At 63.6% G+C, this 22,776-nt stretch carries 24 protein-coding genes; 20 read left to right on the top strand and 4 right to left on the bottom strand.

Annotated elements, in window-relative coordinates; genetic code table 11:
- Positions 1-7: 7 nt before the first annotated feature.
- The 18 genes from M5G18_RS23895 to M5G18_RS23980 are packed head-to-tail and all read left to right on the top strand — an operon-like array spanning position 8 to position 16,697.
- On the top strand, positions 8-262 hold the full coding sequence (locus tag M5G18_RS23895) for an acyl carrier protein (RefSeq protein WP_007947135.1): 255 nt from the start codon (positions 8-10) through the stop codon (positions 260-262).
- Complete coding sequence (locus tag M5G18_RS23900; protein WP_007952346.1) at positions 259-804, top strand: COG4648 family protein; 546 nt, start codon at positions 259-261, stop codon at positions 802-804. Before M5G18_RS23895 ends, M5G18_RS23900 begins: the two co-directional genes overlap by 4 nt.
- Entirely contained in the window at positions 801-2,480 is a 1,680-nt protein-coding gene (locus M5G18_RS23905) for an acyl-CoA synthetase family protein (RefSeq protein WP_273897001.1), read from the top strand. Before M5G18_RS23900 ends, M5G18_RS23905 begins: the two co-directional genes overlap by 4 nt.
- On the top strand, positions 2,473-3,207 hold the full coding sequence (locus tag M5G18_RS23910; RefSeq protein WP_273897000.1) for a glycosyltransferase family 2 protein: 735 nt from the start codon (positions 2,473-2,475) through the stop codon (positions 3,205-3,207). The genes M5G18_RS23905 and M5G18_RS23910 overlap by 8 nt, the downstream gene beginning before the upstream one ends.
- A complete protein-coding gene (locus M5G18_RS23915) occupies positions 3,204-4,151 on the top strand; it encodes an LpxL/LpxP family acyltransferase (RefSeq protein ID WP_039766474.1) in 948 nt (315 codons plus the stop codon). Before M5G18_RS23910 ends, M5G18_RS23915 begins: the two co-directional genes overlap by 4 nt.
- Entirely contained in the window at positions 4,132-5,676 is a 1,545-nt protein-coding gene (locus M5G18_RS23920) for an HAL/PAL/TAL family ammonia-lyase (protein WP_273896999.1), read from the top strand. Before M5G18_RS23915 ends, M5G18_RS23920 begins: the two co-directional genes overlap by 20 nt.
- Complete coding sequence (locus tag M5G18_RS23925; protein ID WP_273896998.1) at positions 5,669-6,094, top strand: acyl-CoA thioesterase; 426 nt, start codon at positions 5,669-5,671, stop codon at positions 6,092-6,094. The genes M5G18_RS23920 and M5G18_RS23925 overlap by 8 nt, the downstream gene beginning before the upstream one ends.
- Positions 6,091-6,693, top strand: a complete 603-nt coding sequence (locus M5G18_RS23930) for an outer membrane lipoprotein carrier protein LolA (protein WP_273896997.1) — start codon at positions 6,091-6,093, stop codon at positions 6,691-6,693. The genes M5G18_RS23925 and M5G18_RS23930 overlap by 4 nt, the downstream gene beginning before the upstream one ends.
- Entirely contained in the window at positions 6,677-9,016 is a 2,340-nt protein-coding gene (locus tag M5G18_RS23935; protein WP_273896996.1) for an MMPL family transporter, read from the top strand. Before M5G18_RS23930 ends, M5G18_RS23935 begins: the two co-directional genes overlap by 17 nt.
- Positions 9,013-10,173: a cation:proton antiporter gene (locus tag M5G18_RS23940; RefSeq protein WP_273896995.1), complete on the top strand. Its 1,161-nt coding sequence runs from the start codon at positions 9,013-9,015 to the stop codon at positions 10,171-10,173. The genes M5G18_RS23935 and M5G18_RS23940 overlap by 4 nt, the downstream gene beginning before the upstream one ends.
- Positions 10,160-11,407 (top strand): NAD(P)/FAD-dependent oxidoreductase, encoded by a 1,248-nt coding sequence (locus M5G18_RS23945; protein ID WP_273896994.1) that lies wholly within the window; start codon positions 10,160-10,162, stop codon positions 11,405-11,407. The genes M5G18_RS23940 and M5G18_RS23945 overlap by 14 nt, the downstream gene beginning before the upstream one ends.
- The gene (locus M5G18_RS23950) at positions 11,404-12,129 is read left to right on the top strand and encodes a class I SAM-dependent methyltransferase (protein WP_273896993.1); all 726 of its coding nucleotides are present in this window, start codon (positions 11,404-11,406) and stop codon (positions 12,127-12,129) included. The genes M5G18_RS23945 and M5G18_RS23950 overlap by 4 nt, the downstream gene beginning before the upstream one ends.
- On the top strand, positions 12,129-12,611 hold the full coding sequence (locus tag M5G18_RS23955) for a hypothetical protein (protein WP_273896992.1): 483 nt from the start codon (positions 12,129-12,131) through the stop codon (positions 12,609-12,611). Before M5G18_RS23950 ends, M5G18_RS23955 begins: the two co-directional genes overlap by 1 nt.
- A complete protein-coding gene (locus M5G18_RS23960) occupies positions 12,608-13,804 on the top strand; it encodes a beta-ketoacyl-[acyl-carrier-protein] synthase family protein (protein ID WP_273896991.1) in 1,197 nt (398 codons plus the stop codon). The genes M5G18_RS23955 and M5G18_RS23960 overlap by 4 nt, the downstream gene beginning before the upstream one ends.
- On the top strand, positions 13,801-14,280 hold the full coding sequence (locus tag M5G18_RS23965; protein WP_007952360.1) for a hotdog family protein: 480 nt from the start codon (positions 13,801-13,803) through the stop codon (positions 14,278-14,280). The genes M5G18_RS23960 and M5G18_RS23965 overlap by 4 nt, the downstream gene beginning before the upstream one ends.
- Positions 14,273-15,001, top strand: coding sequence for a 3-ketoacyl-ACP reductase FabG2 (locus M5G18_RS23970; protein WP_273896990.1), 729 nt, complete (start codon positions 14,273-14,275; stop codon positions 14,999-15,001). The genes M5G18_RS23965 and M5G18_RS23970 overlap by 8 nt, the downstream gene beginning before the upstream one ends.
- On the top strand, positions 15,001-16,236 hold the full coding sequence (locus tag M5G18_RS23975; protein WP_085611127.1) for a beta-ketoacyl-ACP synthase: 1,236 nt from the start codon (positions 15,001-15,003) through the stop codon (positions 16,234-16,236). The genes M5G18_RS23970 and M5G18_RS23975 overlap by 1 nt, the downstream gene beginning before the upstream one ends.
- Positions 16,237-16,256: 20 nt before the next feature.
- Positions 16,257-16,697, top strand: a complete 441-nt coding sequence (locus M5G18_RS23980) for a hypothetical protein (RefSeq protein ID WP_007952363.1) — start codon at positions 16,257-16,259, stop codon at positions 16,695-16,697.
- Between the two features lie 48 nt (positions 16,698-16,745).
- On the opposite strand, the gene M5G18_RS23985 is transcribed toward M5G18_RS23980, so the two are convergent.
- Positions 16,746-17,033: an addiction module antidote protein gene (locus tag M5G18_RS23985; RefSeq protein ID WP_011332089.1), complete on the bottom strand. Its 288-nt coding sequence runs from the start codon at positions 17,031-17,033 to the stop codon at positions 16,746-16,748.
- Between the two features lie 170 nt (positions 17,034-17,203).
- Here M5G18_RS23985 and M5G18_RS23990 point away from each other — a divergent pair, with 170 nt between their 5' ends.
- Positions 17,204-17,641 carry an excinuclease gene (locus M5G18_RS23990; protein WP_273896989.1) on the top strand — a complete coding sequence of 146 codons (438 nt, stop codon included), beginning with the start codon at positions 17,204-17,206 and terminating at the stop codon, positions 17,639-17,641.
- On the opposite strand, the gene M5G18_RS23995 is transcribed toward M5G18_RS23990, so the two are convergent.
- Positions 17,642-18,538 carry a LysR family transcriptional regulator gene (locus tag M5G18_RS23995; RefSeq protein ID WP_039766450.1) on the bottom strand — a complete coding sequence of 299 codons (897 nt, stop codon included), beginning with the start codon at positions 18,536-18,538 and terminating at the stop codon, positions 17,642-17,644.
- A gap of 118 nt (positions 18,539-18,656) precedes the next feature.
- Here M5G18_RS23995 and M5G18_RS24000 point away from each other — a divergent pair, with 118 nt between their 5' ends.
- Positions 18,657-19,931, top strand: a complete 1,275-nt coding sequence (locus tag M5G18_RS24000) for an MFS transporter (protein WP_273896988.1) — start codon at positions 18,657-18,659, stop codon at positions 19,929-19,931.
- 71 nt (positions 19,932-20,002) lie between these two features.
- Here the strand turns inward: M5G18_RS24000 and hemE are convergent, their stop codons facing one another.
- Together hemE and M5G18_RS24010 are read right to left on the bottom strand one after the other, a co-directional pair.
- On the bottom strand, positions 20,003-21,070 hold the full coding sequence (hemE, locus tag M5G18_RS24005; RefSeq protein ID WP_007952372.1) for a uroporphyrinogen decarboxylase: 1,068 nt from the start codon (positions 21,068-21,070) through the stop codon (positions 20,003-20,005).
- Positions 21,071-21,324: 254 nt separating this feature from the next.
- Positions 21,325-22,743: an FAD-dependent oxidoreductase gene (locus M5G18_RS24010; protein WP_007909438.1), complete on the bottom strand. Its 1,419-nt coding sequence runs from the start codon at positions 22,741-22,743 to the stop codon at positions 21,325-21,327.
- Between the last annotated feature and the right edge of the window lie 33 nt (positions 22,744-22,776).

Genomic DNA, 22,776 nt, shown 5'->3' on the forward strand with positions numbered 1-22,776 from the left:
CCGGACCATGCAAACTCGTGACGACATTTTCAACACCCTGCGCGATGCCCTGGTCGAGCTGTTCGAACTGGATCCGGCCCGCGTGAGCCTGGAATCCAACCTGTATCAGGATCTGGAAATCGACAGCATCGACGCCGTCGACCTGATCGATCACATCAAGCGCCAGACCGGCAAGAAAATCGCCGCCGAGGAATTCAAGTCGGTGCGCACCGTCAGCGACGTGGTCGAGGCGGTCTACCGTCTGGTTCAACCAGCCGCATGAGCCGACTGATCGGCCTCGGCCTGCTGCTGGCAGGCCTGCTGTATCCCTTTGCGGTGTATTTCGGCATGGAGCATTTCGCGCCATGGCAGTTCGGTCTGCTGCTGGGCGGTCTGTGGCTGGCCCGGGCGCTGACCGGCGAACGCAAGCCCGGCAGTTTGTGGATGGCCTGTGTGGCGATCGTGTTCTGCCTGCTGCTGGCGGTGTTCGACAGCCCTTTGCTGTTGCGCTGGTACCCGGTGCTGATCAGCGGCTTCATGCTGGTGCTGTTCAGCCTGAGCCTGAAATACGGCCCGCCGATGGTCGAGCGTCTGGCTCGCCTGCGTGAGCCGCAACTGCCGCCGAAGGCGATTCGTTACACCCGTCAGGTCACCGTGGCCTGGAGCGTGTTTTTCTTTTGCAACGGTTTGTGCGCCGCCCTGCTGACACTGTGGGCGCCGCTGAACTGGTGGATGTTGTACACCGGCCTGATCTCCTACGGATTGATCGGCCTGATGTTTGCCATTGAATGGCTGATACGACAACGGGTAAGAGGTCGCCCATGAACTGGATAAAACTTGAGCAGCTGTTGCTCAAGGCCCTGCCGGCGCGTGTTGTCACGAGCGCACCGGTACTCGATCACGCACAACTGCGCGAACAGGCTCTGAGCCTGGCCGCCGGTCTGCAAGCGCGCGGCGTGCAACGTCTGGCGGTGCATCTGGAAGATGCCGCCGACCTGGCCGTCGCCCTGCTCGGCGCCTGGCGTGCCGGCGTCAGCGTGTTGCTGCCCTCGGATCTGCAAGCGCAGACCCGCCAGCGCTGGTCGAACGACGTCGATCTGTGGCTGACCGATCAGGCCGGTGACGCTCGCCTGAGCGATCTGCTGCAACCGGCCCTGCCCGCTGCCGAACTGGATCTAGACCAGTGCCGGTTGAGCCTGTGCACCTCCGGCTCCAGCGGCGAGCCCAAGCGCATCGACAAATCCCTGCGCCAACTGGCCAACGAAGTCGAAGCCCTTGAGCAACTGTGGGGCGCGGATCTCGGTGAGGCCTGCATCCTCGGCAGCGTCGCCACCCAGCACATCTACGGTCTGCTGTTCCGCGTGCTGTGGCCGCTGTGCGCCGGGCGTCCGTTCCTGCGCAAGCAACTGGCCTTTCCGGAAGACCTGCAACGCGCCAGCCGCGAGCACCCGGCCTTCGCCTGGGTCGCCAGTCCGGCGCTGCTCAAACGCATGGGCGACAACCTCGACTGGCCCGCGTTGAGCGTCGTGCGCCGGGTGTTTTCGTCCGGTGGCGCACTGCCGGCTGACGCCGTACAAAGCCTGCATCAACGCCTGGGACAGTGGCCGACGGAAATCCTCGGCAGCTCGGAAACCGGCGGCATCGCCTGGCGTCAGGGCGAATCGTTGTGGCAGCCATTTGCCGGCGTCGAGTTGAGCCAGGACAGCGACGATGCCTTGCTGATCGCTTCGCCTTATCTGCCCGCCGGGCATGTCGAACACACCGCCGATGCGGCGCGCATTCAGGCCGATGGCCGCTTTGAATTGCTCGGGCGGCTCGACCGGATCGTCAAACTCGAAGAAAAACGTATTTCCCTGCCGATGCTTGAACAGGCGCTGGTGGCCCACGACTGGGTCGCCGAAGCGCGTCTGGGCGTGGTGCAAGAAAACCGTGCGTCGCTCGGCGCGCTGCTGGTGCTCAGCGAATCCGGCCTGTTTGCCTTGCGCGAGCATGGTCGGCGCAGCCTGACCGAAACCCTGCGCCGTCATCTCGGCGACCATTGCGAAGCCCTCGCCCTGCCCCGCCGCTGGCGTCTGCTGCGACAGTTGCCGCTGACCTCGCAGGGCAAATTGCCTCAAGCCGACGTCGAAGCCTTGCTGCTGGCCCCACGGCCAAAAGCACCGGAAATTCTGGAGCAGGCCGAAACCGAGGGCGAATGGAACCTGCAATTGAGCGTTCCGCCGGACCTGGCCTACTTCAGCGGCCACTTCCCCAAGGCCCCGGTGCTGCCGGGCGTGGTGCAGGTCGAATGGGCGCTGAACCTGGGTCGGCAACTGCTGAACCTGCCCGGCGCGTTCGCCGGCATGGAAGTACTGAAATTCCAGCAACTGGTGCGCCCCGGCGATGAAATCCAGTTGCACCTGCGCTTCGACCCGGAGCGCGGCAAGTTGTATTTCGCCTATCGCAACGACACCGCCACCTGCTCCAGCGGGCGGATTCTGCTGGGGACTGGCGATGCATAACCCTTGCGCCGTCATCCCGGTCTACAACCACGAAACCGCCATCGGCACGGTGGTCGACGCCCTGCTCGCCCAGGATCTGCCGTGCATTCTGGTGGACGATGCCAGCAGCAAATCCTGCGCGGCGGTGCTCGACGTGCTGGCCGAGCGCGAGCGGGTGTATCTGGTGCGCCTCACCGCCAACCAGGGCAAGGGCGGCGCGGTGATGACCGGCCTGCGTGAAGCAGCGCGGCTCGGCTTCAGTCATGCCTTGCAGGTCGACGCCGACGGTCAGCACGACTTGCAGGATGTCGCGCGCTTCATCGAAGAATCCCGCGCTCACCCCAAGTCGCTGGTCTGCGGTTATCCGCTGTACGACGCCAGCGTGCCCAAGGGCCGTTTGTATGCGCGTTATCTGACCCACGTGATGGTGTGGATCAACACCTTGTCGCTGCAGGTTCGCGACTCGATGTGCGGCTTCCGGGTGTATCCGCTGGAACCGACGCTGGGCGTGATCGACTCCGCGCGGATCGGCAAGCGCATGGATTTCGACTCGGACATTCTGGTGCGCCTGTCATGGCGCAATCAGCCGATGCGCTGGTTGCAGACCAGCGTGCATTACCCGCTGGACGGCGTGTCGCACTTTCGCCTGTTCCACGACAACGTGCTGATTTCGAGCATGCATACGCGCCTGTTCTTCGGCATGTTGCTGCGCCTGCCCGTAATCCTCTGGCGACGGTGGCGCTCATGACCGTCGAGACCGACAAGAAGCACTGGGCCGACCGCGAAGAGCGCGGCAGTTTCCTGCTGATGAAATTCACCGCGTTCGCCGCCAAGGTTCTTGGCCGACGCCTGCTGAGCCCGTTGCTGTACGGCATCGTCCTGTACTTTTTCCTGTTTGGCCGCACCGCCCGGCGCAGTGCCTGGCAGTATCAGCAGCGCCTCGCCGACTGGAGCGGTCGCCACGAACTGCGCCCGACCCGGTGGCGGGTGTTCCGCCAGTTCATGGCATTCGCCGATTCGCTGCTCGACAAGCTCGACGTGTGGAACGGCAAGCTGAAGATCGAGCAGATCGAAATCATCGACCCGGCGCTGCTGCGCAATCAGTTGCGCGGCAGTCGCGGGCAAATGCTGGTGGGCGCGCATCTGGGCAACCTCGAAGTGTGCCGGGCGCTGGCGGAGCTGGGTGAAAAGGTCACCATGAACGTGCTGGTGCACACCAAGCACGCCGAGCAATTCAATCGCCTGTTGGGCGAAGCCGGGGCGACCAATCTGCGATTGATCCAGGTCAGCGAACTGGACCCGGTGATCATGCTGCAACTGCACGAACGCCTGGAGCGCGGCGAGTGGCTGGCGATTGCCGGCGACCGCGTGCCGCTGCACGGCGGGCGCAGCGTGACCGTGGACTTTCTCGGCCACCCGGCACCGTTCCCGCAAGGACCATGGCTGCTGGCCGGCCTGCTGAAATGCCCGGTCAACCTGCTGATGTGCCTCAAGCAACCTGACGGCCACTATCGTCTGACTCTCGAGCCGTTCGCCGACGCTGTGGTGTGGTCACGCCGCGAGCGCGAACAGGTCATTCATCAGTGGGCCACCCGCTATGCGCAACGCCTGAGTCACTATTGCCTCGAAGCACCGTGCCAATGGTTCAACTTTTACCCATTCTGGAAAACCGATGACAACGCCAACTCCTGAGCCGGTCACCTTCGGCGAACGCCCTTTGCGCATCGAAGACGTGCTGGCCCTGGCCAACCGTCAGGCGCCCGTGCAGTTGCAGAGCGACGCGCCTTATCGCGAACGCATCGCCAAGGGCGCGCGGTTCCTCGATTCGCTGCTGGACAAGGAAGGCGTGATCTACGGCGTGACCACCGGTTACGGCGATTCCTGCGTGGTCGCGGTGCCGCTGCATCACGTCGAGGCGCTGCCGCGTCATCTCTACACGTTCCACGGCTGCGGACTGGGCAAACTGCTCGACGCCCAGGCCACCCGCGCGGTGCTGGCGGCGCGTTTGCAGTCGCTGTGCCACGGCGTGTCAGGGGTGCGCGTCGAGTTGCTGGAGCGCCTGCATGCCTTCCTTGAACACGACATTTTGCCGCTGATCCCTGAAGAAGGTTCGGTGGGCGCCAGCGGCGACCTGACGCCGCTGTCCTACGTCGCCGCGACCCTGTCCGGCGAGCGTGAAGTGATGTTCCGGGGCGAGCGTCGCCAGGCTGCCGACGTGCACCGCGAACTGGGCTGGACACCGTTGGTGCTGCGCCCGAAAGAAGCGCTGGCATTGATGAACGGCACCGCCGTGATGACCGGTCTGGCCTGCCTGGCGTACGCCCGCGCCGATTACCTGCTGCAACTGGCCACCCGCATCACCGCGTTGAACGTGGTGGCGCTGCAAGGCAATCCGGAACACTTCGACGAGCGCCTGTTCGCCGCCAAACCGCATCCGGGTCAGATGCAGGTCGCCGCGTGGCTGCGCAAGGATTTGGCGATCGACGCACCAACCGCGCCGCTGCACCGCTTGCAGGATCGTTACTCGCTGCGCTGCGCGCCGCACGTGCTCGGCGTGCTGGCCGACAGCCTGAACTGGCTGCGTTCGTTCATCGAGACCGAGCTCAACAGCGCCAACGACAACCCGATCATCGACGCCGAAGCCGAGCGCGTGCTGCACGGCGGGCACTTCTACGGCGGTCACATCGCGTTCGCCATGGACAGCCTGAAAAACCTCGTGGCCAACGTCGCCGACCTGCTCGACCGACAACTCGCGCTGCTGGTGGACGAGCGTTACAACCACGGTTTGCCGAGCAACCTGTCCGGCGCCAGCGCCGACCGCGCGATGCTCAACCACGGCTTCAAGGCCGTACAGATCGGCGCCAGCGCCTGGACCGCCGAAGCGTTGAAAAACACCATGCCGGCCAGCGTCTTCTCGCGCTCCACCGAGTGCCACAACCAGGACAAGGTGAGCATGGGCACCATCGCCGCCCGCGACGCCATTCGTGTGTTGGAGCTGACCGAGCAGGTCGCCGCCGCCACGCTGCTGGCGGCCAATCAAGGCGTATGGCTGCGCGGTCGCGATGAAGACGCGCGTCCGCTGCCACCGTCGCTGGCGGCGATGCATGAACAACTGGCCCAGGACTTCCCGCCAGTGATCGAAGACCGTGCCCTGGAAGGCGAACTGCGCCTGTGCCTGCAACGCATCGCCGAACAACACTGGAGGCTGCATGCGTAGTGCCGGAGTGCTTCACGCCGATACGGAAATCCTCGTGCCGTTCTTTGACGTCGACACCATGCACGTCGTCTGGCACGGCCATTACGTGAAATACCTGGAAGTGGCGCGTTGCGCATTGCTCGACAAGATCGGCCACAACTACAACCAGATGGTCGACTCGGGCTATGCCTGGCCGGTGATCGACCTGCAACTGCGCTACGTGCGCAGCGCGGTGTTCGGCCAGCGGCTGAACGTGCGCGCCAGTCTGGTGGAATGGGAGAACCGCCTGAAGATTAACTACCTGATCACCGATGCGCAGACCGGCGAACGCCTGACCCGCGCCAGCTCGGTGCAGGTCGCCGTCGAAGTCAGCAGCCGCGAGATGCAACTGGCCTCGCCGAAAGTCTTCACCGATGCCGTGGAAAGGATGCTGCGATGAATGTGTTTCTGAAATCCCTTGGGGCCCTGGCGCTGCTGACACTGTCGTCGCTGGCCAACGCCTTCGACCTGCAACAGTTGAGCGAGCAACTGGCGAAACCAGACGTGATCCACGGCCAGTTCACCCAGGAAAAACACCTGCGCGCCCTGCCCCAGCCGCTGATCAGCAAGGGCAGCTTCGTGCTGGCGAAAAACCACGGGTTGCTGTGGCTGCTGAAAACCCCGCTGCAACAGGATTACCGCATCAGCGCCAAAGGCATCGCCCGGCGTGATGCCACCGGCTGGCAACTGCTGCCGAACAAGAGCGCCGGGGCCGAGCAGAACCGTTTGTTCCTCGCCGTGCTGCAAGGCGACAGCAGCGGTCTGCAACGGGATTTCGAACTGGCCCTGAGCGGCGATGCGCAGAAATGGCAACTGACCCTGACCCCGCGCTCGGTGCTGCTCAAGCAGGTCTTCAACCAAATCAACATCAGCGGCGGCACGTTGGTGAACACCATCGAACTGCTGGAAACCCAGGGCGACAGCACCGTGCTGCGCATGCAGGACAGCACTGCCGGCCAACCTCTGAGCGACGCGGAGCAACATGACTTTGCCGAGTGAACGCAGGCTGCCCTGGCTGTTCCTGATCCTGCTGCTGGCTGTCGTCGCACTGGGCGCCTGGCAGTGGCGCGACGGCGCGCCGCTGTCGGCCAACCTGATGGAACTGGTACCCGGCACCCACCCGGACGCCCTCGAACTGCGCGCTGAACAACGCATGCAGGAACCGCTCAACCGCGACATGCTGGTGCTGGTCGGTCACGCCGATCGCCAGCAAGCCGTTGCCATGGCCCAGACCTTGGGCGAGCAATGGCAGGCCAGCGGGTTGTTCGAAAAGGTTCAGTGGAACCTGCAAGCCGACCTGCCGGCCCTGCGCACGCAGTTGCTGCAAGGGCGGCTGGCGATGCTCTCGGCGGATGACCGGCAACTTTTGACCGAACATCCCGACGCCTTCATCCAGCAACGGGTGCAGGCGCTGTTCGACCCGTTCACCGGCTTCAGTCTGGTGACGAGCCAGGACGACTGGCTGGGCCTGACCGGGCGCATCCAGAACAGCCAGCCGCAACATGGCGCGGTGCAACTGGACATCGGCAGCGGCGCGTTGATCGCCGACGCCGACGGCAAAAGCTGGGTGCTGCTGCGCGCACGCACCACCGGCAGCGCCTTCGACATGAATCAGCCGCTGCAAGTCGCCGCCCTGTTGCAACACAGCCGTGAGCAAGCGGCGAGTGCCGACGTGCAATTGCTGGCCGCCAGCGGCCTGCTGTACGCCGCCAACGGCCAGCAACAGGCGACCCGGGAAATGACCTGGGTCGGCGGTGGCGCCACGGTCGGCATTCTGCTTCTGTTGCTGCTCGCCTTCCGCCGCTGGCGGGTGCTGCTGGCGTTCATCCCGGTGCTGGTCGGCATGCTGTTCGGCGCAGTGGCCTGTGTGGCGCTGTTCGGGCACATGCACGTGATGACACTGGTGCTTGGTTCCAGCCTGATCGGCGTGGCGGTGGATTACCCGCTGCACTACCTGTCCAAGAGCTGGAGCCTCAAGCCGTGGCACAGCTGGCCGGCGTTGCGCCTGACCCTGTCCGGGCTGACGTTGAGCCTGATCACCAGCGCCATCGGTTACCTGGCACTGGCCTGGACGCCTTTCCCGGCGCTGACCCAGATCGCGGTGTTTTCCGCCGCCGGTTTGCTCGGCGCCTACCTGTCGGCGGTGTGCCTGCTGCCGGCGCTGCTGAAAAACGTCGAACTGCGCCCGGCGCAATGGCCGCTGCAACTGGCCGAGCGTCTGGTGCGACTGCGGGAAACCCTGCTCGAACACGTCAGAACGCCGGTATTGCTGGCCCTGCTGATCGCCTTCTGCGTCGGTGGCCTGCTGCAACTGGAGAGCAAGAACGACATCCGCCAGTGGGTCGGTGCGCCGCAACGCCTGACCGATGAAGCGCAGACCATCGCGCGAATTACCGGCTATCAGCCGACCAGCCAGTTCTTCCTGGTGCGCGCCGCCGATCAGCAGCAATTGCTGGAACGGCAAGCGGCCCTGAGCGAGCGGCTGGATCAACTGGTCAACCTCGACAAGTTGCAGGGTTATCTGGCGCTCAATCAACTGGTCAGCCCGCCAGCTCAACAGCAACAGGTGCGTGAAGCGCTGAGCAAGTTGCCGCAGTTCTGGCAACCGTTGCTGGAGGTCGGCGTGCCGCTGGCGGCGCTGCAAACCGAACTGCAACAGTTGCAGACCCTGCCCGCCGAAGACATCGATGCGGCACTGGCCGGTCCGCTCGGCGAGCCGTACCGCACGCTGTGGCTCGGGCCGACCGAGGACGGCGTGGCAGCGATGGTCAGCTTGCAAGGCTTGAATAATCCGTCGCTGCTGCGGGTACAGGCGCTGGACCTGCCGGGCGTGATGCTGGTGGACCGGCTCGGCGATCTGAACAAGGTGTTCGCCCAGACCCAGATCAGCGCCGCTGAACTGAAACTCGCGTCCTGTGTGTTGATCGTGCTGGTGCTGATGCTGCCGTTCGGTATTGGTGGCGCGCTGCGGATCGTCGCCCTGCCGCTGCTCGCTGCGCTGTGCAGCCTCGCCAGCCTGGGCTGGCTCGGTCAGCCGCTGACCCTGTTCAGCCTGTTCGGCCTGTTGCTGGTGACAGCGATCAGCGTCGACTACGCAATCCTCATGCGCGAGCAGGTCGGCGGCGCGGCGGTCAGCCTGCTCGGCACCTTGCTCGCCGCCGCCACCACCTGGCTGTCGTTCGGCCTGCTGGCGGTGTCGAGTACGCCGGCGGTGAGCAACTTCGGCCTGTCGGTGAGCCTCGGGCTGGCGTTCAGCTTCATGCTCGCGCCATGGGCCGGGCGTCAGGCCCATGCGGTTACCGTCACGGAGCCTGCAGCATGATGGTGGTGATTTTCTGGCTGATGGCCCTGGCGCTGTTCTTCGTCGCCACCCGGGTCGGCCGGCATTTCGGACTGATCCCGATCGTCAGTCAATTGCTGCTGGCCAGCTTCGGCCTGCCGCTGCTGATGTACTTCTGGATCGAACCGGGCTGGCAACTCAACGGCGCCGAACTGATCGCGCCGGGCTGGCTGAAAAACCTCTACAGCCTGAGCTTCGCCCTACTGCTGGGGCACATCCTCAGCGACGTGATCGACCTGCGTCTGGACCGTCAGAGCGTGAAGATCGCCCTGCCGAGTTTCGCCGTGCCGTTCACCTGCGGCCTGGCGACGGCGTACTGGCTGTTGCCGACGCAACCGTGGATCAACTCGCTGGCCATCGGTCTGGTGTTCGCCATCACCGCGATCCCGGTGTTGTACCTGTACCTGCGCCACATCGACTATCCGCCCGCCGCCACCCGGCGTCTGGTGCAGACCGCAATCCTGATCGACCTGACCTGCTGGACCCTGTTCGGCCTCGCTCAGGGCAGCCTGCACCTGAGCAGTCTGTTGCTGCCGCTGGGGATGGCCTGCGTGCCGGTGCTGCTGCGGGTGTTCGGCATACGCCGGCCATTGACCTACAGCCTCGGCTTCTTTGCGCTGCTGGTGCTGGCCGAACACTACAAACTCAACGCTCTGATTTTCGGCATCGGCTATCTGCTGTGCATGGCCGCGCTCAAGGTGCCACTGGTGTTGCCGCTGCCGGCGCACTGGATGAACCGTTTGCAGACGTGGGTCGCGATTCCGCTGATCCTCACTTTCGGCATCGTCCAGATCGACGTGCACAGCGCCCTCGCCAGCCTCGGCGCCGTGCAATGGGCGGCGCTGCTGCTGTTGCCGATCACCAGCAAAATCCTGGGCAACTGGCTCGGCCTCGGCTGGGCCGGCGCGTCGTTCGCAGGCGCCAGTCGCTGGCGCGAAAGCGTGCTGCTGAACATTCGCGGCTTGAGCGAAATCGTTTTTCTCAACCTGCTGTTGCAACAACAGCTCATCAGCCCGGCGCTGTACTTTGCGCTGATGCTGATGGGTCTGATCGCGACGCTGTTGCCGGCCTTCATCGGCCTGCACCGGGCGTCACTGAACCCTATTGCCGTACCCAGGAGCTCGCGTGCCAATCGTTGAAATGGAATCCCGTCAGGTCGTGATCATCGGCGCCGGCCCCTCCGGCGCCATTGCCGCCGCATTGCTCAAGCGCAAGGGACACGACGTGCTGGTGATCGAGCGCCAGCATTTCCCGAGGTTCTCCATCGGTGAAAGCCTGCTCTGCCATTGTCTGGATTTCGTCGAAGAAGCCGGCATGCTCGAAGCGGTAAATGCCGCCGGGTTCCAGCGCAAGAACGGTGCGGCGTTCGCCTGGGGCGAGCGCTACAGCGCCTTCGATTTTGGTGACACCTTCACCGCCGGCAAGCCCACGACGCTGCAGGTGCAACGCGCCGACTTCGACAAATTGCTGGCCGATCAGGCGGCGTTGCAGGGCGCGGAAATCCGCTACGGCGACGCGATTGTCAGCGTCGATTTCGAACGCCCGCGACCGCAGCTGGATGTGCGTCGCGAAGACGGCAGCGAGTACCGCGTCGAAGCCGACTTTGTCCTCGATGCCAGCGGCTACGGCCGCGTGCTGTCGCGCCTGCTCGACCTGGAAGCGCCGTCGAATTTCCCGGTTCGTCAGGCCGTCTTCACCCACGTCGAAGACCACATCGATCATCCCGACTTCGACCGCGAGAAGATCCTCATCACCACCCACCCGCAGCATCGCGACATCTGGTTCTGGTCGATCCCGTTCAGCAACGGTCGCTGCTCCGTCGGCGTGGTGGCTGCCGCTGAACATTTCGCAGGTCGCGATACCGACCTCGACGCCTGCCTGCGCGGTTTCATCGCCGAAACCCCAAGCCTCGCCAAGGTGCTGAACAACGCCGTGTGGGACACCCCGGCGCGCACCCTCGGCGGCTATGCGGCCAATGTTAAAACCCTGCACGGCCCGGGCTTTGCGCTGCTGGGCAACGCGGCGGAATTTCTCGACCCGGTGTTCTCTTCGGGCGTGACCATTGCCATGCGTTCGGCGAGCATGGCCGCCGGTGTGCTTCATCGGCAGTTGCAGGGCGAAACGGTGGACTGGCAACGGGAGTTCGCCGAGCCGCTGAAACGCGGCGTCGACACCTTCCGCTGCTACGTCGAAGGCTGGTACGCCGGCACTTTCCAGGACGTGATTTTCCACGAGCAAGGCTCGCCGGAAATCCGCCGCATGATCTGCTCGATCCTCGCCGGTTACGCCTGGGACGAACGCAACCCGTTCGTCAGTGAAGCGCGCCGTCGGCTGAAAACGATCTCCGAACTCTGTGCAAGGGACGACACATGAATTACCTGAGCGACAACTACGTCGAGGAAACCCGCTTCGGCTTCCGGTTCCTGCGCAGCCACACCTGGCAGCACCATGTGTTGCGCGTGGCGATCAACGATCTGCGCGGACTGTTCAGCGAATCATTGCCGGCCAATCCGGTGCTGCTGGATGCCGGCTGCGGTCAGGGCAAGTCGTTCGGTCACCTGCGCCAGACCTTCGCGCCACAGCGCCTGATCGGGGTCGATGCCGACCCGCACAGCCTTGAACTGAGCGCCGCCGAGGCCGCGCGCCAGGGCTTCGACGTCGAGCTGATCGGCAGTGACTGCGCAACGCTCAATGTGCCGGACGCCAGCGTAGACCTGCTGTTCTGTCACCAGACCTTCCATCATCTGGTGGAGCAGGAAAAAGCCCTCGCCGAGTTCTATCGGGTGCTCAAGCCGGGTGGTTATCTGCTGTTCGCCGAGTCCACCGAGGCTTACATTGATACGTGGGTGATTCGCTGGCTGTTCCGCCATCCGATGCACGTGCAAAAGAGCGCGGCGCAGTACCTGGAGATGATTCGCCAGCAGGGTTTCGAGTTCGCCGAACAGAACGTTTCGTACCCGTACCTGTGGTGGAGCCGGTCGAAGGATTTCGGTCTGCTCGAGCGTTTTGGTCTGCGCCAGCCCAAGCCCTTTGGCCAGCGGGAAGAAACCCTGGTCAACGTGGTGGCCCGCAAACCCTTGAACGAGGCTGTCTGATGTTGCGTGTTCTGCTGCTCGCCTGCGTCTTGCTGCTCGGTGCCTGCGCCAGTCAGGCGCCGCTGCCGGCCGGCAACCCGAGCCTGCCGCTGCCGATGCAACTGCATATCGAGCGTCACCTGGCCGGGCAACAGCAAGACTGGTTGCTGGTGATCCAGTGCGAAGGCCCCGGCATCCGCTGGTCGATGATGGATCCGCTGGGCATTCCCCAAGCACGCCAGCAGTTGATCGACGGGCACTGGCAGGCCGACGGCCTGCTGCCGCCCAACCCGGAAGCCCGGGAGTTGTTCGCCGCGCTGCTGTTCGCCCTGACCCCGGCAGGCGAGCTGTCGCGCAACTACCCCGACGCGCAGCAACAGGGCGGCCAACGTTCCCTGCCGGCGCGCTGGGACATTCGTTACACCCAACCCTTGAACTTCGAATTGAACCTGCCACAAGGCCCGCACTATCGCGTAACGCCACTCGGTGAACCGACGTCATGACCGCCTACCTCAATGCCCTCGGCGTGATCTGCGCCCTGGGGCGCGACAAGCAAGCCGTGGCACGCAACCTGTTTGCCGGCGACTGCTCGGGCATGCGCCGCGAGTCCGGCTGGGTGCCGGAGCGCGAGCTGCCGGTGGCCGCCGTGCACGGCGATCTGGCGCCGATTCCCGAGGCGCTGGCCGACCAGCGCAGCCGCAACAATCAACTGTTGCTGGAAGCCGCGCTGCAGATTCGCGATGACATCGAGCAGGCGATCCAGACTTACGGGCGCGAGCGCATCGGTGTGGTGCTCGGCACCAGCACTTCGGGCATCGACGAGGCCAGCCGTGGCCTGGCGCGCTACATTCGCGACCGACAGTTCCCGGCCGATTACGACTATCGGCAACAGGAACTCGGCGCCCCGGCGAATTTCCTCGCCGACTGGCTGCAACTGAGCGGCCCGGCCTATGTGATTTCCACCGCCTGCACCTCCAGCGCACGCGCGCTGATGAGCGCCCGACGCCTGCTCGATCTGGGCCTGTGCGACGCGGTGCTGTGCGGCGGTGTCGACAGCCTGTGCAAACTGACCCTCAACGGTTTCAGTGCGCTGGAAGCGGTGTCGGACGAGCGCTGCAATCCATTTTCCGCCAACCGCAACGGCATCAACATCGGTGAAGCGGCGGTCCTGTTCGTGATGAGCAAAGAACGCGGTACAGGGCCGGGCATCGCCCTGCTCGGCGCTGGCGCCAGTTCCGACGCGCACCATATTTCCGCGCCGGAACCGACCGGCCGTGGCGCGCTGCAATCGATGCAAAAAGCCCTCGATCAAGCCCACCTGCAAGCCGGCGACATCAGCTACCTGAACCTGCACGGCACCGCGACCCAGCACAACGATGCCATGGAAAGCCTGGCCGTCGCCGCGCTGTTTGCCGAAGGCGTGCCGTGTTCCTCGACCAAACCGATGACCGGCCACACCCTCGGCGCCGCCGGCGCACTGGAAGCAGCGTTCTGCTGGTTGAGCCTGAGTGCCGACAACCCTGACCACGCCTTGCCGCCGCACGTCTGGGATGGCCAGCCGGATCCGGACCTTCCACCGCTCAAGTGGGTGACCGCAAACGAACGCCTGGCGTCCATTGCACCCCGCTACCTGATGAGCAACTCGTTTGCCTTCGGTGGCAATAACGTCAGCCTGATTATCGGAGACGCCCCATGACCCACTGGCCGCTCGCCGAATTGCTGCCCCACGCTGGCGACATGATCCTGATCGACCGGATCCTGAGCTTTGACGACGAACAGATCCACACCACCCTCACCGTCCGGCCCGGCGGCCTGTTCAGCCTGCCCGACGGCAGCCTGCCGGCGTGGGTCGGCGTCGAGTTGATGGCGCAAAGCGTCGCCGCGTTCGCCGGCTGCCATGCGCGGCAGAAAGGCAACCCGGTGGAGCTGGGCTTTCTGCTCGGCACACGCAAGTTCGAATGCAATGTCGCGGCCTTTCCGGTTGGCAGCGAACTGACCATCCATGGCCTGCGCTCGCTGGAAGACGACAACGGCATGGGTGTATTCGAATGCCACATCAACGCACCCGGCATCGAGGCCAGCGCCCGGCTGAACGTGTTCCGCCCGCCCCACGCGGCGGACTATCTAGAGCAATCCCGCAACGAAACAAACAAGGAGTCGAACGATGACTGAATCAATACTGGTCACCGGCTCCAGCCGTGGCATCGGCCGCGCCATTGCCCTGCGCCTGGCCAGCGCCGGCCACGATATCGTCCTGCATTGCCGCAGCGGCATGACGGAAGCCCAAGCAGTGAAAGCCGAAGTCGAAGCGCTCGGCCGCAACGCGCGCATCCTGCAATTCGACGTGGCGGATCGCGAAACCTGCAAAGCCATCCTCGAAGCCGACGTTGAAGCCCACGGCGCCTACTACGGCGTGGTGCTCAATGCCGGCCTGACCCGCGACGGCGCCTTTCCGGCCCTGAGCGACGATGACTGGGACGTGGTGCTGCGCACCAACCTCGACGGTTTCTACAACGTCCTGCACCCGGTGATGATGCCGATGATCCGCCGCCGCGCCGCTGGTCGCATCGTTTGCATCACCTCGGTCTCGGGGCTGATCGGCAACCGTGGCCAGGTCAATTACAGCGCGTCGAAAGCGGGTGTGATCGGCGCCGCGAAAGCCTTGGCGATCGAACTGGCCAAGCGCAAGATCACGGTCAACTGCGTTGCGCCGGGCCTGATCGACACGGCGATGCTGGATGAAAACGTGCCGGTGGAAGAACTGATGAAAATGATCCCCGCACAACGCATGGGCACGCCTGAAGAGGTGGCCGGTGCGGTGAATTTCCTGATGTCGGCGGAAGCGTCGTACATCACCCGCCAGGTGCTGGCGGTCAACGGAGGCTTGTGCTGATGAAGCGCGTCGTCGTCACCGGCATGGCCGGCATTACCTCGCTGGGCAGCGACTGGGACACCATCGCCGGCAATTTCGCCGCCAACCGCAGCGGCATCCGCCGGATGGACGAGTGGGATCGCTTCAGCGAGCTCAACACCCGTCTGGCCGGGCCCATCGATGATTTCCAGGTGCCGGCGCACTGGACCCGCAAACAGCTGCGCAGCATGGGTCGTGTTTCGCGGCTGGCCGTCGGCGCGGCGGAAAAAGCGCTGGCCGATGCCGGCCTGCTCGGCGACGAATCGATCAAGGACGGGCGCATGGGCGTGGCCTGTGGTTCATCCACCGGCAGCACCGACGAGATCAAGGCATTCGGCAACATGCTGCTCAACTCGGTCGCCGAAGGCCTCAACGCCAACTCCTACGTGCGGATGATGCCGCACACCACGGCGGCGAACATCAGCATCTTCTTCGGCCTCACCGGCCGTTTGATCCCGACCTCCAGCGCCTGCACCAGCGGCAGCCAGGGCATCGGTTATGCCTACGAGGCGATCAAGTTCGGACGCCTGCCGCTGATGCTCGCCGGCGGCGCCGAAGAGCTGTGCCCGACCGAGGCGATGGTGTTCGACGCGCTGTACGCCACCAGCCTGAAAAACGATGCACCGCACACCTCGCCACGCCCGTACGACAAGGGCCGCGATGGTCTGGTGATCGGCGAGGGCGGCGGTATGCTGGTGCTTGAAGAACTGGAACACGCCCTGGCACGCGGTGCGCACATTCACGCCGAGATCGTCGGTTTCGGCAGCAACGCCGACGGCCAGCACACCACCCGCCCCGAGCAAGTCACAATGCGCCGGGCAATGGAACTGGCGCTGGAAGACGCAGGCCTTGCGCCTGACGTCATCGGCTACGTCAACGGCCACGGCACCGCCACCGAGCAGGGCGATGTCGCCGAAACCCTGGCCACCAGTGCCCTGTTCGGCGAACGCATGCCGATCAGTTCGCAAAAGAGCTTCCTGGGCCACACCCTCGGCGCCTGCGGGGCGCTGGAATCATGGTTCAGCATCGAGATGCTCAACCGCGACCTGTACGTGCACACGCTCAACCTCGACGAGGTCGATCCGCACTGCGGCAAGCTCGACTACCTGCGCGGCGAGTTCCGCCAGATGAGCCACGAATACGTGATGAACAACAACTTCGCTTTCGGCGGGGTCAACACCTCGCTGATTTTCCGTCGCTGGCCACAACCGAATTAATCCAGGTCAAGGAGACCTCCATGCATTTCAAGAAACTCGCTGCCACCCTGCTCATCTGCGCCTTGCCGGCCGTCAGCCAGGCCCGTGACACGGCGGTGTACCTGCCGTTCGACAAAGCGGTCGCAGAGGCGACCCGCACCGGCAAGATCGACGGCAGCGTGAAATTCTATCTGGCGGGCAACGCCCCGGCCGGCAAAGTCACCGTCGTCAGCCCCGGCGCCGTGACCAACAAGAAGACCAACGCCTTCAACAAGACCGACCAGGAAGCCTGCGAGTGGGTCGTGCAATCGGCGATCATCAGCCTGCACCAGGCCGCCAAAAGCGCTGGCGCCAACGCCGTGACCAACATCGTCAGCTTCTACAAGAGCAACGAGCGCAAGGATGCGAAAACCTACGAATGCCACGCGGGCGCAATCATGGCCGGCGTTGCATTGAAGGGCGATCTGGCGACGGTTCAGTAACGGCCGGAAACGACAAAGGGCGCCTTTCGGCGCCCTTTTCAATTCAGATCATGTGCTGGCATGCAACTTCAGCCCCAGCGCTTTCATGACTTTGAGGATCGTTCCAAACTCGGGATTTACCTCACCTGACAGTGCGCGATAAAGGCTTTCCCGTGAAAGCCCTGCATCCCGCGCGACCTGGGTCATGCCACGCGCCCGAGCGATCGTGCCAAGTGCCTTGGCAATAAAAGCCGGGTCGTCCCCCGCCTCTTCCATGCAGGCATCCAGATAGTTGGCCATGTCCTCTTCTGTCTTGAGGTACTCGGCTGAGTCCCAACGAGTGAATTGTTCGGTCATGGGTTTTGCTCCTGCCAGGATTCCGCGATGAGCCTGGCTTGCTTGATGTCTCGAGATCAGCTGTAGCCGTTGAGCTACACGCACTCTACATGGACTTCTCTCTGTCCGATATACGGCGTCTACACTCGTCATACCCGTGATTTGCTGCGCGTTACGTCAAGGAGACGACCATGCAAGCGAAAGCCCTGATCACCGCCGCCCTGCTCAGCCTGCTGCCCAGCGCCAGCCACGCCACCAATCTGATGTACATGCCGTTCGAAACAGTCGTGTCGGATGCAGTGCGCGCCGGGCGGCTGGATGGCAGTGTGAAGTTTTATCTGGTCGGCAACGGGCCTCAGGGGACTCAGCGGTTGTTGCAGCGCGGGGTGGTCAGCGACTTGAAGACCAACGGTTTCAACAAGAGCGATCACGACTCCTGCGAGTGGGTGTTGCAGTCGAATCTGATCGCGTTGCAGGCCGAGGCCAAACGCGTCGGGGCGAATGCGGTGACCAATATCGTCAGCTACTACGACCAGCATGTGCGCAAGGATCTGAACACTTACGAATGTCGAGCCGGCATCTTTGTCACGCGGGTGGCGTTGAAGGGTGATCTGGTGCGGCTGCCCTGATCAACCGGCTTCAACTTTGCGCGTGAGCAGTTCGACAAACGCCTTGGCCATCGGTGATTTCTGATCCTTGCGCTGCACCAGCCACACCGCCGTTACGGCCTCGGGATCGAGCAGCGGCCGGTAGACCACGCCGTCGATGCGCATCCGCTGATACGACGCCGGCATCACTGACACGCCCAGACCTGCGGCCACCAGACCGATGATGGTCATGGCTTCGCCGGCCTCCTGGGCGAAGTGAGGACTGAAGCCTGCGTCGCGGGCCAGGCTGATCAACTGTGAATACAGACCGCTGCCGTAGCTGCGCGGGAAGAACACGAACGGTTCGAGGGCCAGCGCCGAGAGAAACAGCCCCTCTTCAGAGCCCTGCGCCAACGGATGTTTGGAGCTGAGCACGGCCACCAGCGGCTCGCGCATCAGTTCGACCACGCTGAGCGAATCCGGCAAACCCAGCGGGCGCATGATGCCGACTTCGATCGACTCGTCCACCAGGGCATCCGCCACCATGGTGCTGCTCATCTCCCGCAGGTTCAGGTGCACGGCCGGAAAGCGCTGGCGAAAAGAGAAGATCGCCTGGGGAATGGTCGAGTTGAACGGCGCCGAAGAGGTGAAGCCGATCTTCAGTTCACCCAACTCGCCGAGTTGCGCACGGCGCGCCACGTCTGCCGCCTTATCGACTTGCGCGAGCACCAGCCGCGCTTCCTCCAGAAACAGCCGCCCGGCCTCGCTGAGCTCGACCCGACGATTGGTACGCTCGAAAAGCCGTGCGCCGACTTCCTGTTCCAGCGCCTGAATCTGCTGGCTCAGCGGTGGCTGGGAGATACCCAGCACCTGTGCGGCGCGGCCGAAGTGCAGTTCTTCGGCAACGGCGATGAAGTAGCGCAGATGACGTAATTCCATGGGCACCCCATTAGGTCGTGAAAGCTATCAAACAGGTCGAACAATATATTGGATAGAAACATTAGCCAGCTATATGATTTTTTCATTGCCTGCCTGCCCGCACCCTCCGAGGTCTGATGTGAAAACCGCCGTCGCTCCACTGGCCCATGAAGTCCCGCCCGCTGCGGCGGACGATGTGCTGACCGAACTGCAAGAAATCTACATCGAGAAAGGCACGCCCGCGTTCATGCGCACGGTGCTCGCGCTGTTCAGCGGCGGCTTCGCCACCTTCGCTCTGCTGTACTGCGTGCAGCCGATGATGCCGCTGCTGTCCCACGAATATTCGATCAACGCGGCGCAGAGCAGTCTGATCCTGTCGGTGGCCACCGGCATGCTGGCGTTCGGTCTGCTGATCACCGGCCCGATTTCCGATCGGGTCGGGCGCAAGCCGGTGATGGTCGCCGCGCTGTTTGCCGCGGCCCTGTGCACCATCGCCAGTTCGATGATGCCGAGCTGGCACGGCGTATTGATCATGCGTGCGCTGATCGGACTGTCACTGAGCGGCCTGGCGGCGGTGGCGATGACGTACCTGAGCGAGGAAATCCATCCGCAGCACATCGGTCTGGCGATGGGTTTGTACATCGGCGGCAACGCGATTGGCGGCATGAGCGGGCGGTTGATCACCGGTGTGCTGATCGACTTCGTCAGCTGGCACACGGCGATGATGGTGATCGGTGGGCTGGCGCTGATCGCGGCGGCGGTGTTCTGGAAGATCCTGCCGGAGTCGCGCAACTTCCGCTCCCGCTCGCTGCACCCGCGCAGCCTGCTCGACGGTTTCACCATGCACTTTCGCGATGCCGGCCTGCCGCTGCTGTTCCTTGAAGCGTTCGTGCTGATGGGCGCGTTCGTCACGTTGTTCAACTACATCGGTTATCGCCTGCTGGCCGAGCCGTACCACATGGATCAAGTGTTTGTGGGGCTGCTGTCGGTGGTGTACCTGTCAGGCATCTACAGCTCAGCAAAAATCGGTTCGCTGGCCGACAAACTGGGCCGCCGCAAAGTGCTGTGGGCGACCATCGCCCTGATGTTCGCCGGCCTCGCCCTGACGATGTTCACACCACTGCCGCTGGTGATCATCGGCATGCTGATCTTCACCTTCGGCTTCTTCGCCGCCCACTCGGTGGCCAGCAGCTGGATCGGCCGTCGGGCGCTAAAGGCCAAGGGCCAGGCGTCGTCGTTGTACCTGTTCAGCTATTACGCCGGGTCGAGTATTGCAGGGACGGCGGGCGGGGTGTTCTGGCATATGGCGGGATGGAACGGGATTGGTCTGTTCATTGGCGCGTTGCTGCTGGTGGCGCTGTTGGTGGCGTTGAAGCTGGCGAAATTGCCGCCGCTGGGTGGCGTCAAAGCCTGATTCCCGCCCACAAAAAAACGCCCGGCATAAGCCGGGCGTTTTTGTTTTCTACCATTAGCGCTGAGCGCCGATTACTCGTGGTACTGCGCCGACAACTCGTGCACCGCGCGCAGGAACGCGCCGGCGTGTTCCGGGTCGACTTCCGGCGTGATGCCGTGGCCAAGGTTGAACACGTGGCCGCTGCCCTTGCCGTAGCTGGCGAGGATGCGCCCGACTTCGGTGCGGATCGCTTCAGGCTTGGCGTAAAGCACGGTCGGGTCCATGTTGCCTTGCAGCGCGACCTTGTCGCCGACGCGGGCGCGGGCGTTGCCGATGTCGCAGGTCCAGTCCAGGCCCAGTGCGTCAGCGCCGGCGTCGGCGATGCTTTCCAGCCACAGGCCGCCGTTCTTGGTGAAGAGGATCACCGGCACCTTGCGACCGTCGTGCTCGCGGATCAGGCCGCTGACGATTTTCTTCATGTAGGCCAGGGAGAATTCCTGATACGCCGCCGCCGACAGGTTGCCGCCCCAGGTATCGAAGATCTGCACCGCTTGCGCGCCGGCCTGGATCTGGCCGTTCAGGTACGACGTCACCGACTGCGCCAGCTTGTCCAGCAGCAGGTGCATGGCTTGCGGGTTGTCGTAGAGCATCGCCTTGGTCTTGCGGAAGTCTTTCGAGGAACCGCCTTCGACCATGTAGGTGGCGAGGGTCCACGGGCTGCCGGAGAAACCGATCAGCGGTACACGGCCGTTCAGTTCGCGGCGGATGGTGCTGACCGCGTCCATCACGTAGCCGAGGTCTTTGTGCGGATCAGGGATCGGCAGGGCTTCGATGTCGGCCAGGGTGCTGACGACTTTCTTGAAGCGCGGACCTTCACCGGTCTCGAAGTACAGGCCCTGGCCCATGGCATCGGGAATGGTGAGGATGTCGGAGAACAGGATCGCCGCGTCCAGTTGCGGATAGCGGTCGAGGGGTTGCAGCGTGACTTCGCAGGCGAATTCCGGATTCATGCACAGGCTCATGAAATCACCGGCCTGGGCGCGGCTGGCACGGTATTCCGGCAGGTAGCGGCCGGCCTGGCGCATCATCCACACAGGGGTGACGTCTACGGGTTGCTTGAGCAGGGCGCGGAGGAAACGGTCGTTCTTCAGGGCAGTCATGTCGGCATCCGGAAAAAAAGTGCGGGCATTTTCTCAGAGCGCGACGCAAAAGGCACGGATGCAGGTCAGCCTTTTGTCTATCGGGTCAATTTGTCGCGCTGGAAATGGGCTATCAGCAACACTGAGAAACAACTGTGGGAGCGAGCTTGCTCGCGAATAGGCCTGTACATCCAACGTTGAAGTTGACTGACAGACCGCTTTCGCGAGCAAGCTCGCTCCCACAGGGTTATTGCGTTTGGCTCAGGATCCGGGGTTTAAACGCCCAAGTAATCCAGGATCCCTTCAGCCGCATTGCGGCCTTCGAAGATCGCCGTCACCACCAGGTCAGAACCGCGCACCATGTCGCCACCGGCGAAGATTTTCGGGTTGCTGGTCTGGTGCTTGTACTGACCCTGCTCGGGCGCAACGACACGGCCCTGGCTGTCGGTCTGGATTTCGAACTGCTCGAACCATGGCGCCGGGCTCGGGCGGAAACCGAAAGCGATGACCACGGCGTCAGCCGGGATGATCTCTTCGGAGCCCGGGATCGGCTCAGGGCTGCGACGGCCACGGGCGTCCGGTTCGCCGAGACGGGTCTCGACCACTTTCACGCCTTCGACCTTGTCCTCGCCAACGATGGCGATCGGCTGGCGGTTGTAGAGGAATTTCACGCCTTCTTCCTTGGCGTTCTTCACCTCTTTGCGCGAGCCGGGCATGTTCGCTTCGTCACGACGATAGGCGCAGGTCACCGACTTGGCGCCCTGGCGGATCGACGTGCGGTTGCAGTCCATCGCCGTGTCGCCGCCGCCCAGCACCACGACCTTCTTGCCTTTCATGTCGACGAAATCTTCCGGCGACTTTTCAAAGCCCAGGTTGCGGTTGACGTTGGCGATCAGGAAGTCCAGCGCGTCATAAACGCCCGGCAGGTCCTCACCGGCAAAACCGCCCTTCATGTAGGTGTAGGTGCCCATGCCCATGAACACGGCATCGTATTCGGCGAGCAGTTGTTCCATGGTCACGTCCTTGCCGACCTCGGTGTTGAGGCGGAATTCGATGCCCATGCCGGTGAAGACTTCGCGGCGATTGCTCAGCACGGTCTTCTCGAGCTTGAACTCGGGGATGCCGAAAGTCAGCAGACCGCCGATTTCCGGGTTCTTGTCGAACACCACCGGCGTCACGCCGCCACGCACCAGCACGTCGGCACAACCCAGACCCGCCGGGCCTGCGCCGATGATCGCGACACGCTTGCCGGTCGGTTTGACCTTGGACATGTCCGGGCGCCAGCCCATGGCGAACGCGGTGTCGGTGATGTATTTCTCGACCGAACCGATGGTCACCGCGCCGAAGCCGTCGTTGAGGGTGCAGGCACCCTCGCACAGACGATCCTGCGGGCACACCCGGCCACAGACTTCCGGCAGGGTGTTGGTCTGGTGCGACAGCTCGGCGGCCTGGAGGATGTTGCCCTCGGCCACCAGCTTCAGCCAGTTCGGAATGAAGTTGTGCACCGGGCACTTCCATTCGCAGTACGGGTTGCCGCAACCCAGGCAGCGGTGGGCCTGGTCGGCCGACTGCTGGGGTTTGAACGGTTCGTAGATTTCCACGAACTCTTTCTTGCGTTGACGCAACAGTTTCTTCTTCGGATCCTTGCGCCCGACATCGATGAACTGGAAGTCGTTATTCAGACGTTCAGCCATTGTTAAAACCTCATCAAACTCTTCAGGCGCATA

The sequence above is a fragment of the Pseudomonas aphyarum genome, assembly GCF_028657055.1.
GTDB classification, from domain to species: Bacteria; Pseudomonadota; Gammaproteobacteria; order Pseudomonadales; family Pseudomonadaceae; genus Aquipseudomonas; species Aquipseudomonas aphyarum.

What these genes read in the sequence shown, in the direction of transcription:
- M5G18_RS23935 (WP_273896996.1), top strand. Translation starts at nt 6,677, where the DNA reads ATGACTTTGCCGAGTGAACGCAGGCTGCCCTGGCTGTTCCTGATCCTG.
- M5G18_RS23905 (WP_273897001.1), top strand. Translation starts at nt 801, where the DNA reads ATGAACTGGATAAAACTTGAGCAGCTGTTGCTCAAGGCCCTGCCGGCG.
- M5G18_RS23895 (WP_007947135.1), top strand. Translation starts at nt 8, where the DNA reads ATGCAAACTCGTGACGACATTTTCAACACCCTGCGCGATGCCCTGGTC.
- M5G18_RS23900 (WP_007952346.1), top strand. Translation starts at nt 259, where the DNA reads ATGAGCCGACTGATCGGCCTCGGCCTGCTGCTGGCAGGCCTGCTGTAT.
- M5G18_RS23965 (WP_007952360.1), top strand. Translation starts at nt 13,801, where the DNA reads ATGACCCACTGGCCGCTCGCCGAATTGCTGCCCCACGCTGGCGACATG.
- M5G18_RS23980 (WP_007952363.1), top strand. Translation starts at nt 16,257, where the DNA reads ATGCATTTCAAGAAACTCGCTGCCACCCTGCTCATCTGCGCCTTGCCG.
- M5G18_RS23915 (WP_039766474.1), top strand. Translation starts at nt 3,204, where the DNA reads ATGACCGTCGAGACCGACAAGAAGCACTGGGCCGACCGCGAAGAGCGC.
- M5G18_RS24010 (WP_007909438.1), bottom strand. Translation starts at nt 22,743, where the DNA reads ATGGCTGAACGTCTGAATAACGACTTCCAGTTCATCGATGTCGGGCGC.
- M5G18_RS23955 (WP_273896992.1), top strand. Translation starts at nt 12,129, where the DNA reads ATGTTGCGTGTTCTGCTGCTCGCCTGCGTCTTGCTGCTCGGTGCCTGC.
- M5G18_RS23930 (WP_273896997.1), top strand. Translation starts at nt 6,091, where the DNA reads ATGAATGTGTTTCTGAAATCCCTTGGGGCCCTGGCGCTGCTGACACTG.
- M5G18_RS23990 (WP_273896989.1), top strand. Translation starts at nt 17,204, where the DNA reads ATGCAAGCGAAAGCCCTGATCACCGCCGCCCTGCTCAGCCTGCTGCCC.
- M5G18_RS23970 (WP_273896990.1), top strand. Translation starts at nt 14,273, where the DNA reads ATGACTGAATCAATACTGGTCACCGGCTCCAGCCGTGGCATCGGCCGC.
- M5G18_RS23940 (WP_273896995.1), top strand. Translation starts at nt 9,013, where the DNA reads ATGATGGTGGTGATTTTCTGGCTGATGGCCCTGGCGCTGTTCTTCGTC.
- M5G18_RS23995 (WP_039766450.1), bottom strand. Translation starts at nt 18,538, where the DNA reads ATGGAATTACGTCATCTGCGCTACTTCATCGCCGTTGCCGAAGAACTG.
- M5G18_RS23985 (WP_011332089.1), bottom strand. Translation starts at nt 17,033, where the DNA reads ATGACCGAACAATTCACTCGTTGGGACTCAGCCGAGTACCTCAAGACA.
- M5G18_RS23920 (WP_273896999.1), top strand. Translation starts at nt 4,132, where the DNA reads ATGACAACGCCAACTCCTGAGCCGGTCACCTTCGGCGAACGCCCTTTG.
- M5G18_RS23925 (WP_273896998.1), top strand. Translation starts at nt 5,669, where the DNA reads ATGCGTAGTGCCGGAGTGCTTCACGCCGATACGGAAATCCTCGTGCCG.
- hemE (WP_007952372.1), bottom strand. Translation starts at nt 21,070, where the DNA reads ATGACTGCCCTGAAGAACGACCGTTTCCTCCGCGCCCTGCTCAAGCAA.
- M5G18_RS23960 (WP_273896991.1), top strand. Translation starts at nt 12,608, where the DNA reads ATGACCGCCTACCTCAATGCCCTCGGCGTGATCTGCGCCCTGGGGCGC.
- M5G18_RS23910 (WP_273897000.1), top strand. Translation starts at nt 2,473, where the DNA reads ATGCATAACCCTTGCGCCGTCATCCCGGTCTACAACCACGAAACCGCC.
- M5G18_RS23950 (WP_273896993.1), top strand. Translation starts at nt 11,404, where the DNA reads ATGAATTACCTGAGCGACAACTACGTCGAGGAAACCCGCTTCGGCTTC.
- M5G18_RS23975 (WP_085611127.1), top strand. Translation starts at nt 15,001, where the DNA reads ATGAAGCGCGTCGTCGTCACCGGCATGGCCGGCATTACCTCGCTGGGC.